General features: G+C 65.9%; 9 protein-coding genes and 1 pseudogene. 4 read left to right on the forward strand and 6 right to left on the reverse strand.

Annotated features, from left to right (window positions below):
* Positions 1–132: 132 nt before the first annotated feature.
* Positions 133–2,193, reverse strand: a pseudogene (locus tag IEY68_RS19480) (CocE/NonD family hydrolase); the annotation flags it as partial.
* 242 nt (positions 2,194–2,435) lie between these two features.
* Positions 2,436–3,026: a class I SAM-dependent methyltransferase gene (locus tag IEY68_RS19485; RefSeq protein WP_058853867.1), complete on the reverse strand. Its 591-nt coding sequence runs from the start codon at positions 3,024–3,026 to the stop codon at positions 2,436–2,438.
* A gap of 92 nt (positions 3,027–3,118) precedes the next feature.
* Between IEY68_RS19485 and IEY68_RS19490 the strand changes: the two genes are divergently transcribed.
* Both IEY68_RS19490 and IEY68_RS19495 read left to right on the forward strand, forming a co-directional pair.
* The gene (locus tag IEY68_RS19490; protein WP_058853866.1) at positions 3,119–3,700 is read left to right on the forward strand and encodes a helix-turn-helix domain-containing protein; all 582 of its coding nucleotides are present in this window, start codon (positions 3,119–3,121) and stop codon (positions 3,698–3,700) included.
* A gap of 245 nt (positions 3,701–3,945) precedes the next feature.
* Positions 3,946–4,488, forward strand: coding sequence for a C40 family peptidase (locus tag IEY68_RS19495; protein WP_058853865.1), 543 nt, complete (start codon positions 3,946–3,948; stop codon positions 4,486–4,488).
* 121 nt (positions 4,489–4,609) lie between these two features.
* Here the strand turns inward: IEY68_RS19495 and IEY68_RS19500 are convergent, their stop codons facing one another.
* Positions 4,610–5,776, reverse strand: a complete 1,167-nt coding sequence (locus tag IEY68_RS19500; RefSeq protein ID WP_058853864.1) for a thiolase family protein — start codon at positions 5,774–5,776, stop codon at positions 4,610–4,612.
* Between the two features lie 654 nt (positions 5,777–6,430).
* On the opposite strand from IEY68_RS19500, the gene IEY68_RS19505 reads away from it, so the two are divergent.
* Together IEY68_RS19505 and IEY68_RS19510 are read left to right on the forward strand one after the other, a co-directional pair.
* Entirely contained in the window at positions 6,431–7,345 is a 915-nt protein-coding gene (locus tag IEY68_RS19505) for an MBL fold metallo-hydrolase (RefSeq protein ID WP_058853863.1), read from the forward strand.
* Positions 7,346–7,677: 332 nt separating this feature from the next.
* The gene (locus tag IEY68_RS19510; protein WP_058853862.1) at positions 7,678–8,544 is read left to right on the forward strand and encodes an EamA family transporter; all 867 of its coding nucleotides are present in this window, start codon (positions 7,678–7,680) and stop codon (positions 8,542–8,544) included.
* 86 nt (positions 8,545–8,630) lie between these two features.
* Here IEY68_RS19510 and IEY68_RS19515 read toward each other — a convergent pair whose 3' ends face one another.
* The 3 genes from IEY68_RS19515 to IEY68_RS19525 are packed head-to-tail and all read right to left on the reverse strand — an operon-like array spanning position 8,631 to position 10,654.
* On the reverse strand, positions 8,631–9,371 hold the full coding sequence (locus tag IEY68_RS19515; RefSeq protein ID WP_373292992.1) for an inositol monophosphatase family protein: 741 nt from the start codon (positions 9,369–9,371) through the stop codon (positions 8,631–8,633).
* 56 nt (positions 9,372–9,427) lie between these two features.
* Entirely contained in the window at positions 9,428–10,282 is an 855-nt protein-coding gene (locus tag IEY68_RS19520) for a DUF5919 domain-containing protein (protein WP_058853860.1), read from the reverse strand.
* 21 nt (positions 10,283–10,303) lie between these two features.
* The gene (locus IEY68_RS19525) at positions 10,304–10,654 is read right to left on the reverse strand and encodes a hypothetical protein (RefSeq protein ID WP_156426074.1); all 351 of its coding nucleotides are present in this window, start codon (positions 10,652–10,654) and stop codon (positions 10,304–10,306) included.
* Positions 10,655–10,711 lie beyond the last annotated feature (57 nt).

The raw sequence follows: 10,711 nt of genomic DNA on the forward strand, positions 1-10,711 counted from the left end.
GGGCGGTTCCGGGGGAGGGACCGTCTGCGGGGTGGTGGGGACCGTGGGCGGATCGGGAGTCTGCGCCGGTCGCGGCGCCGGAACCGGTGCCGAGCGTGGGGCCGCCCGGCCGGGTTCGCCCGGCGAGACGAACAGCGGCCGGTCGGTCGGGAGATTGATGAAACTGGGCGCTGCCGGATCCAGCGCCAGATGCTGCGGTTTGAGCTCGCTGTTGTTCAGCATGGGCCGGAAGGCCAGCGCCTTGGGTGAGTTACCGGCGAATACATCGAGCCGCAGCCGGTGCCCCGGTGCCAGCACCGCCTGGATCGGAATCACCGCGATATCGAGCGTGACCGGCTCATCGGGCACCACCTTCTGCACACTGTCCAGGGTGAGCGGGTTGTGCGGCGCGGTGAGATCACCGCTGGGTGATCGGGTACTGCGGGCCTCATCGATCGCCCGCAGCGACGCGGTGAGCTGGCCGGTGCTCAGCACGGTCGAGGTACCGTCCGGCGCCACATCGTTGACCGTCACGTTCCAGTAGCCGTCCTCGGCGTCGTGGACCGTGTTGAGGTGCACATTGATCGGACCGGACACGATCGTGCGTTCGGCGATCGGCTCGGTGGTGAAGGTGAGCGCGTTGCGTTCGGCTATCCGGGAATCCTTGGCGCACATATCCAGTACCGCGCCGATACCCGCGGAACCCTGCGCCATATCCCGCGAACACAGGTTCGTCATCCCGGGCGCCACCGTGAGCCGGTGGGCCGCACCCGGCTGCCCGACGAGTGAACCGTCGTGCACGCTGTCCTCGGTGGTTCCGCTGGGAGCGCCCGACAGATAGACCCGCCGGTGTGTCATCCCCGGCTGCGGGAACTGGTCCAGCACCACCCAGCTGCCACCCTGCTCCCACACGATCACCGGGCCGTAACCGGCGATCCCGTTGTCGATATCTTTGAGCCAGTGGTCGAACCACGCGCGCTGCAACACATCCAGTCGCGGCGGGGACCCCGCCCGGCCCGTTCCGGAACCGGGATTGGCGTGGTAGGTATCGCCGACGATGAGCTGCTTACGCCCCGGCGGCAGCGGGATGTCGTTGTAGAGGGTGGTCGCGCTGTTGGCGAAGATATCGTGCCAGCCGCCGTAGACGAAGGTCGGCACAGTGATCTTCTCGGGATGGCCCATGATGCCTCGGCGGAAGGCACTGTTCTCGTCCAGCGCGTCGGCCAGCGCCGGCGGCATATTGCGCAGCGACGGTGTGAGAAGCGCCTGGGCCAGCAGATCGTAGTTCGTCGCGGGATCGGCCATCCGGTCGCTGAGCCACTGCCAGTCGAAGGTGCCGTTGAGCATGGCCTTCACATCCGGCATGAGTTTCGCCTGGTTCACCTGGTTCAGCCACAGCGGCAGGAAGGTGACGCCCACGCCGCCGCCCGGCGCTACGACATCGCGCATGAGATCGCTGCCCGGTTCGACGGGGAAGATGGCCTGCAACGGTTTCGGCGCGTTCTCCGCGGCGCGCAACTGATTGATTCCGGCGTAGGAACCGCCGCTCATAGCGACCCGCCCGTTGGACCACGGCTGCCGCGCCGACCATTCGATCACTTCGCGGGTATCGAGTTGTTCCCGTTCGCCGAGGGTGTCCCACAACCCCTGTGACTGCCCGGTACCGCGCACATCGACCGAGACCACCGTGTATCCGGCACGGACGAGCTGACTGTCGAGCCCGAGCACGGTCGCCACCGTGCCGCCGTCCAGGGCGTGCAGCAGATCCTCGAATCCGCTGATCGGGGTGCCGGTCAGATTGATCCGGCGCACCAGGTCCATCGTCCACTGCCGCACTCCGGGATCACCCAGTGCCGAATCGATGAGGCTCGACATCATCTTCGAGTACGGCGTCATGGTGACGATCGTGGGCAGCGGCCGGTTCTCGGTCGCCCCGCCGGCCGCCGCGGGCCGGTACACATCGGCTTTGAGCACGACACCGTCACTCATGGTGATGAGTACGTCTTTGTCGATATGTGTTTCGGGATACGGCTGGGGGCCGTCGTGCAGGGCGGTCCACTGCTGGGCGAGTTCGGCCGGCGATACGGCGGGCGCGGTATCGCGATGTACCGGGTGGCGTGCGGATTGTGCTGCCACCACCAGGATCACGGTCACTAGGACGACAACGGTGACGGCCGAAGCAGCCGCGAGCCCGTGAACCCGGTACAGCCGCATGAACAAACCCTCCACCTCGTGGTTCCGGTTTCCGCGCACAGGTAGCGCCGGCAAAAGTTTCCGCGCACAGGTAGCGCCGGCAAAAGTTTCCGCGCACAGGTAGCGCCGACAAAGTTTCCGCACACAGGTGGGGCCGACAATAGCAATCAGCTCTGACCGGATCGGGTTCCGACGCGCGGTCCCGGTCGATTACCGGAATTCGAGGTGGAGGGTGTCCGCGCAGGTGAGGCGCGTGCTGGGCGTCAGCCCGCGCGGCGGGCCCGCAGCACGAGATCTTTGATCTGATGTCCGGCGGCGGGCCGGTTGCGATCGCGACGGTCCTCGACCTCGACGGTCCATTCGTCGCCCAAGAGTGCCACGATCTCGGACGGCTGATAGAAGTCGTAGGGATCGAAGTCGTGCGAATTCTCCTCCCGGGGCGGGAATTCGGTGGGATCGTGCGTGACGAACAGCAGGGTTCCGCCCGGGGCCACGGTCTCGAGGAGTCCACGCAGCGTGGCGTGGTCGGATTCGTGCGCGATCGGGAAGTAGTGCGCCGACACCAGATCGAACGAGCGCGCCGGCAGCGGCGTGACGGTGATATCGGCCCGCTGCCACGCGATCTCCGGATGCCCGGCCGCCGCCCGGTCCAGCGCCACCTGCGAGATGTCCACCGCGGTCACCCGCCAGCCGTGTTCGGCCAGCCAGTACGCGTCCGCGCCCTCCCCGCAACCGAGGTCGAGGGCCTGCCCGGGTGTCATACCGGTCACTTCGGTGACCAGGGCATCGTTGGGCAACCCGCTGAAACGCTGTGCGCTGCCGCTGTACATATCGTCCCAGAACTGCTGGTCCATGCGTTTTCTCCTGATGTCGTCGAGGTGCGTCACCCAGCATCCGGGCAAACCCTCGGCTTGACAAATTTATTTGCTATATCTGCAATAGAAGTATGGATCAGGAGTTCGGCGAGGTCATCGATGCGATCGGCCCGCGACTGCGCGAGTTACGCCGCCGCAACGGCACCACGCTGACGGCATTGTCCGAGGTCACCGGAATACCGGTGAGCACACTGTCGCGCCTGGAATCCGGCCAGCGCAAACCCAGCCTCGAACTGTTGCTACCCCTGGCCAAGGCCCATCAGGTGCCGCTCGACGAACTGGTCGACGCACCGGAGACCGGTGATCCCCGGGTGCATTCCCGGCCGGTCACCCGGCACGGTCAGACCTTCATCCCGCTGACCCGCAGACCCGGCGGGCTACAGGCCTACAAGCAGATCCTGTCCGGTCGCGATACCGCCGAGCCCGATCCGCGCACACACGAGGGCTACCACTGGCTCTACGTGCTCAACGGCAAATTGCGGCTGATCCTGGGCGATCAGGACATGATTCTCACCCCCGGCGAGGTCGCCGAATTCGATACTCACCTGCCGCACTGGTTCGGCAATGCCGACGAGCATCCCGTCGAGTATCTGAGCATCTACGGTCCGCAGGGCGAGCGGTTCCACATCAAGGCCAGATATCGGCCCGAGTGATATCGACCAGCCCGTACGCTGCGGGAATGCATTTGGTTACCGTTTCGTGATGCGCGGCGCCCGTGTCGTTTCCGAATCAGCGCGCGATTAGGCGAAATATGACTCCCCGGGTTTGCAGGACCGACATATAGCTGTGGTGTATTTCCAACGCTGTTCGAGCAGTCGGTGATGTCCTCACCGCGTACTTTGCGGTGAAAGTCGTTGCGATCCACCGGCTCTCGACCTGAGCACGGAGGACCGCAATTATGGATTCTGTACCGATACGTCAGCGCTGCGCCGCACTGGTTCTCCTGACCGCCGCGGCCGGCGCCATCCTCGGAACAACGGCACCCGCCCAAGCTCAGCCGATAACCGTTCCCGGTATCGGCACCTTCGAAATTCCCGATCAGATCCCTTTGCCTGCCGGGATCCCCGGCATCGGCATACCTGCCCCACAGATATCGCCCGCCCCGCCCGTCGGTGATGTCGCGGTCGCGGCGGCGCGCAGCAAGCTCGGGGCGCCCTACGTCTCCGGCGGCACCGGACCGAACGTTTTCGACTGTTCGGGTCTGGTGCAGTGGGCATATCAGCAGGCCGGGGTGCAGGTACCACGCACCAGCTGGTCTCAGCTGTCCGCCGGTACCCCGGTCGCACTGGATCAGCTACACGTCGGCGACGTGATCTCCTACAGCGGCGGCGGTCATTCCGCCCTGTACCTCGGTGACGGCCAGGTGATCCACGCCGCGACCGACACCGTGGAGATATCCCCGATGGCGTATTCGCCCGTGGTCGGAGCGCGCCGCTTCTGACTCTGGCCGCGTCGTGGTCCCGGCCGAACGGCAGCAAGCCCGGACCACAGCCTCGGGCCCACGACGCACCCGTACAGCACGGCCCCGGGACGGATTTCCGTCCCGGGGCCGTACCGGCGGATCAGAGACGTTCGATGATCGTGGCGTTGGCCAGGCCACCCGCCTCACACATCGTCTGCAACGCGTACCGGCCACCGGTCTGCTCGAGGTGGTTGACCATGGTCGCCAGGATCCGCACCCCGGAGGCACCCAGCGGATGCCCCAGCGCGATGGCCCCGCCGCGCGGGTTCAGTTTCGCGGGGTCGGCGTTCAGTTCGTGCTGCCAGACGAGCGGCACCGGCGCGAACGCCTCGTTGACCTCGTAGGCATCGATATCGTCGATCGTCAGCCCGGCCCGCTCCAGCACCTTCTTCGACGCCGGCACCGGCGCGGTCAGCATGAGCAGCGGATCGTCGCCCACCACCGCGAAGGAGTGGAAACGCGCGCGCGGCCGCAGGCCGAGCTTCGCGGCCGCCTGCTCGCTCATGATCAACGCCGCCGAGGCTCCGTCGGTGAGCGGCGAGGAGTTGCCCGGCGTGATGGACCAGTTGATCTCCGGGAACCGCCGCGTGTACTGCTCGTCGGCGAACGCCGGCTTCAGGCCCGCGAGCTTCTCGGGGGTGGACCCGGCCCGGATGGTCTCGTCCGCGGTCAGCTCACCGGCGGTGACCAGCTCTCGATCGAACCCACCGGCCGCGGCCGTCTCCGCCGCCAGCCGATGCGATCGCGCCGCGAACTCGTCCAGCGTGGCCCGGTCGAGCTTCCAGCGAGCGGCCAGGATCTCGGCGGCTACACCCTGCTGCACCAGACCTTCCGGGTACCGGTGCGCGATGGGCCCGCGGTTGGCGTCCTGACCCTGCGCGTTGGAGAACATGGGCACCCGGCTCATCGACTCCACACCACAGGCGATGGCGATATCGTAGGCGCCCGCGATCACGCCCTGAGCGGCGAAATGCGCGGCCTGCTGGGAGGAACCGCACTGCCGGTCCACGGTGGTGGCCGGTACCGATTCGGGGAACCCGGCGGCCAGCACGGCGGTCCGGGAGATATTGAAGGCCTGCTCCCCGCTCTGGGTGACGCAGCCGCCGATCACATCGTCGACCAGTGCCGGATCCAGCTCGTTGCGCTGCAACAGTTCGGTCAGCACCCCGGCCAGCAGGGTCGCCGGATGCACCCCGGACAGCCCACCACCGGCCTTACCCTTCCCGGACGGCGTGCGAACCACATCGACGATGACTGCGGACTGCATAGTCCCTCCTGAAATGCTCGTTCCGGCCGGTCGAGTTAATGACCGTTCATAGCTAAGTTAACACGGATTCGCAGCGGGCGGGCCCGCCCTCCGCCGAAGGCCACCCACGATGACGAGCAGGACGACTCCGGCGCCGGCGGACTCGCCCATTGAAGGTAACCACACAGTCGCCCCATCCCTCGAAATCCGCCGCGACGCCGTAGCGACAGCGATCTGAACATCGCCACCATCCGACCGGCCTTCCGGCTTACTCTGCGCGAACCCTGGTCATATGTAAGATCATGCCCCGGGGAGGGCATCCGAGGAGGCGCCCGTGCCAGCACCGACACCGGCCGCGATCATTCACGGGTCGCGGATGCTGATCAGTAGCTGGAACAATCGGCGCGACCTCTTCGACGACGCACGCTGCCGAGCGACTCACGTCGGGGCGGCCCGGCGACGTCGGTCCCTGATCCCCCCGGGGACAACATCATTTCGCCCGTCGCGGCACCGACCGCAGTCAGCGGCGCCGGCACGGGCCGCGTCCGCGCGATCACCGAAGTGCTCGTCGGCGCAGGCCGGACCACAACAACTGCAAACAGTGATCAGCTACACCCCACGCCCCGAGCATCCAGAGCATGGACCCCGGATACATCCGACCCCAGGGAGACGATCATGAGCTCGGACAACCCCTCACATTCCGGCAGGCCGGGGCTCGACGAGTTGGTCCCGTCGCGCTACGCGGTGCAGGTCGGCGATATCGAAGTGCTGGTGATCAGCGATGGGGTGCTACCGATCGGAGCCGAGACGCTCGCCTACAACGCCGACTCGGCAGACCTGGCGGCCTGGCTGGACGATATGTTCCTGCCACCGGATGTACTCGACTGGCCGCTGAACGTCGTCGTGGTGCGCAGCGGCGAGCAGACCGTGCTCATCGACGCCGGGCTGGGATCGGAGTTCCCGGACTTCCAGCAGGCCGGGCGGTTGGCCGTGCGACTGGAGGCCGCCGGTATCGACACCGCGTCCGTGACCGACGTGGTGCTGACCCACCTGCACATGGATCACATCGGTGGGCTGCTCGGTGACGGGTTGGGGCGCGGGCTGCGTCCGGACCTGCGGGTCCACGTGGCCGCCGCCGAGGCCGAGTTCTGGGAGTCGCCCGATTTCTCCCGCACCTCCATGCCGGCGGGAGTGCCGGACGCGCTCCGGTCGGCCGCCACGCGTTTCCTGGAGGAATACCGCGGGCGGCTGCGACCGTTCGAGACCGAGCACGAGGTGGCGCCGGGGGTGGTCGCCACGCGCACCGGCGGGCACACCCCCGGGCACAGCGTGGTCCGCCTGGCGTCCGGCGGCGACCGTCTGACGTTCGCCGGAGACGCCGTGTTCCAGGTCGCGTTCGACCGCCCCGACTGGTTCAACGGCTTCGAACACGATCCCGAGGAGGCTGCCCGCGTCCGCGTCCGTCTCTTGCAGGAGCTGGCGGCGAACCGTGAGGCGCTGGTGGCCACCCATTTGCCGTTCCCGTCCGTCTGCCACGTCGCGACCGCCGGCAACACCTTTCGTTGCGTTCCGGCCGTCTGGGACTTCTGACCGGCTCCGGTGTCGAACGGGGGCATCGAGCCCACCATCATTTTCTCCGATGGTTCCTTTGCCGAAGCATGCGCTGGGGCCGATCCACACGGGGGCCGGCGGGTTAAGGAATTGCGCGGAATTGTCAATATTTCGTGAACCGTACGTTCGGAAACACCGGAAAGCCGCGCATTCCCCGCCTGCGGGAAAAACTACGGATGCCTATTGGTAGTTTCGACCATTACTGTGACGCCGTGTCACTCTCCCCCACAGTCGACCCCGTCCTACCGAGCAGGTCAGGACGTGGATATCGAGCCCCGGGCCTTCCGGTCCACGCGCTCGTCATCGCCGCGATGATATGCATTCATCTCGGCTCGGCCACGGCCAAGAATTTGATCGAAATCGCGGGCGCCCAGACAACGGTCTGCCTGCGTATCGCCCTCGCCGGACTCCTCGCGATGCTCATCTGGCGACCGTCGCTGCGAATCGACCCCCGCGCCGTTCCCGGCATCGTCGCGCTCGGCGCCGCCATCGCGGGAATGAACCTCTGCTTCTACGCCGCCATCGAGCACATCCCGCTCGGTATGGCGGTCACCATCGAATTCCTCGGCCCGCTCTGCGTCGCCCTGCTCACCTCCTGGCGCCCGAGCAACCTGATCCTGGCCGCGACCGCGGGCGTCGGTGTACTCCTCCTGACCGATTCCGCCGGAACCGCCTCGTGGACCGGGATCGGCTTCGCGCTGCTGTCCGGACTCGGCTGGGCCGGCTACATCGTCTTCGGCAAAGCGGTCGCCCGCCACACCGCGACCAACGACGCCCTCGCCCTCGCCCTGGGACTCGGCACCCTGGTCACGGTCCCGGTATTGCTGACCCGCGCCGAGGACCTCCCCCTCGACCCGTGGTTCCTCATCGGAGCAGTCGCCGTCGCCGTCCTCACCTCACTGGTCCCACACGCCATCGAACTCAACGCGCTACGCCGCATGGAGGTCTCGACCTTCGGCGTCATGATGAGCATGGGGCCCGCGGTGGCCGCCCTGGCCGGGCTCCTCCTGCTCGGCGAGACATTGCGGCCGGTGCAGTGGTTGGGTATCGCCGCGGTGGTCGGCGCGAGCGCGGGCGCGACATTGCTCGCCGACCGGCACACCCCGGCTGCACCCGAAACTCCCGGGGAGCACCAGCCGATCCGGCCGACCCCCAGCGAGGCAGTTCCGGTTCCATGATCCAGCGCCATTATCCGTAAGGGCCGGGCGCCAGCGACCGTCTTCCCGCAGAAAGTCGCTGGCAACCGGCCCATCGATGCCGGGCCTCATCCGAGAGCTCGGCTTATGAGACGCAGGAGTTCCGAGGAGATCATCGGGTTCGCGGCGACGGTATGCCGAGAGACCGCACTGTGTTCTCTTCCGTCGGAATCGGTCACCACAGCACCGCTCTCCCGAGCAATCACCACTCCGGCCGCCATGTCCCATGGCTTGTTGGACAAGATGATGCAACCGTCGGTGCGTCCCTCGGCAACCCACGCCAGATCAACAGCAGCAGACCCGAACATTCGGACACGCTCGACGGATTCGGCGAGGGCGCGAGTAAGAGCGAACCGCTCCCGATTCGCGGCGTCGGCACGGTCTCCGACGGCATAATCACCGATCGAGACAATGGCATCTCCCAGCCGCTGCGCCGTGCCGGTGGTGATGAGTTCATCGTTGACGAAAGCTCCCATGCCTTCACCTGCGTAATACTCGAGCCCGAGAAATGGCGCTCCGATGACCCCGATCTTCGGCTTTCCATCGTGCAGCAGAGCCAGCGAGACGGCACACAGCGGCAGGCCGTGTATGAAATTGGAGGTCCCGTCGATGGGATCGAGCGTCCACACATACTCTGTGTCCGACTCCGAGGTCGCCTGACCTTCGGTCTCTTCACCGAGAAACCCCGCCCACGGCGTCGCCGACTGGAGATGAAGGCGCACCGTGCGCTGGATCTCCAGATCCAATTCGGTCACGAAGTCGCGGTCGCCCTTCGTATGAACTGCGCCGGGGCTGATGCTGGACAACAGATCGGCACCCTGGGCAACAGCTCTCCGCGCGATGGCCAGCAGAGTGACGGAATCGGTCACTGCCGAAGCTCCTTTCCGCGCACCCACATCCCCTCGAACACTGCGGCAAATGTATCGAAGATTCCCGATGTCCCCGACCGACGTGCGACGAAAGTGGGCGAATCCAGGCCGCGTGCGAGTGGGAGATAGGGCTGCACAACACAGCGTACGGAGTTGACGATGACGATGTTGAATCGAGCGATCTCGTCATAGGTTCGAAGGCGCAGGAAGCCGTGTGGCGTCGGGGAAGAGCTACCGATCCGCTGCAAGGCCCGCATATTCAGCGCAGTGAGACCGGAGAGCGAACCGGCTTCCTGCCCTTCCTCCGATTCACGCTGCTTGATCTGCACGCCCGCAGGATCGAGAAACAGGCACCTGATCTCAGCACCGGACTCCAGCAACCGATAGATCTCGTGTTCGGGATATTGCTGGCACATGAGGTTCAGCGAGATACCGACCATATCTATGGTGCGCGCGCGCTCGAACAACTGTTGGGGCGGCATTCGTTGCGTGAAGGCGGCGCGGCTCGGGAAGACCGATTCGACATCGGCAGTGGGAGACTCGACCCCCGGAGTCGGCTCCGGAGCGACCACGATTCTCGGAAGCACCGGGTCCGGATCGGCTCCCGCGTGATGCTGGAACAGCTCCTCCATCGACCAGCCCGGAAACATGTCCTGCAGGATGCGGCGATGGTGCGGATAGGGCAGGCCGCTGATATCCCCGGACAACCATCGGTAGAACTGCGCTTTCTTCGGGCCGCAACCCACGATCGCTGGATCGATCTTCAGCGCATGCCGGTCGTACTCCCTGTTGAACGCCGCGACCGTTTGCAAGTGGCGTTGTTGCAAGAGCACTTTCAGGAAGGTCGCCATGTCCCATCTCCAGGGGTGTGGTCAACGCGGGCAGCCGAGAACAGAAGAGACGCAGAAGATATCACCGCGATGAAGCGGGGACACAGAGAGCGACGAGACGAGACCGCCCTTCCGGAGACGCTCGGGCAGTAGTTGTTCGCTGCTTTCGACAGGAGTGATCCGGTTGGTCTCCATCAGGCAATACCCTGCCCGTCCAGAATCATTTTCAGGACGCCACTGTTCCGCATGGACGAATAGGGCGAACCGCTGATGCCGCATGCCATCGTGTTTCTGAAGCGTTCGCTCTGTGGCGTCGGCCGAGTGTTGCTCGAAACCGAATGCGGGTTGCTCGCCGCTGCGCACGGGTTCCATATTCAACGCGTCGCGGTCCACGATCCGAGCGACCCGGTCCCGTGGACCTTGGACGAAGTCCTGAGATCGGGCCCCAGC

This window comes from Nocardia jinanensis (assembly GCF_014645735.1).
In the GTDB taxonomy this organism is placed as follows: Bacteria; Actinomycetota; Actinomycetes; order Mycobacteriales; family Mycobacteriaceae; genus Nocardia; species Nocardia jinanensis.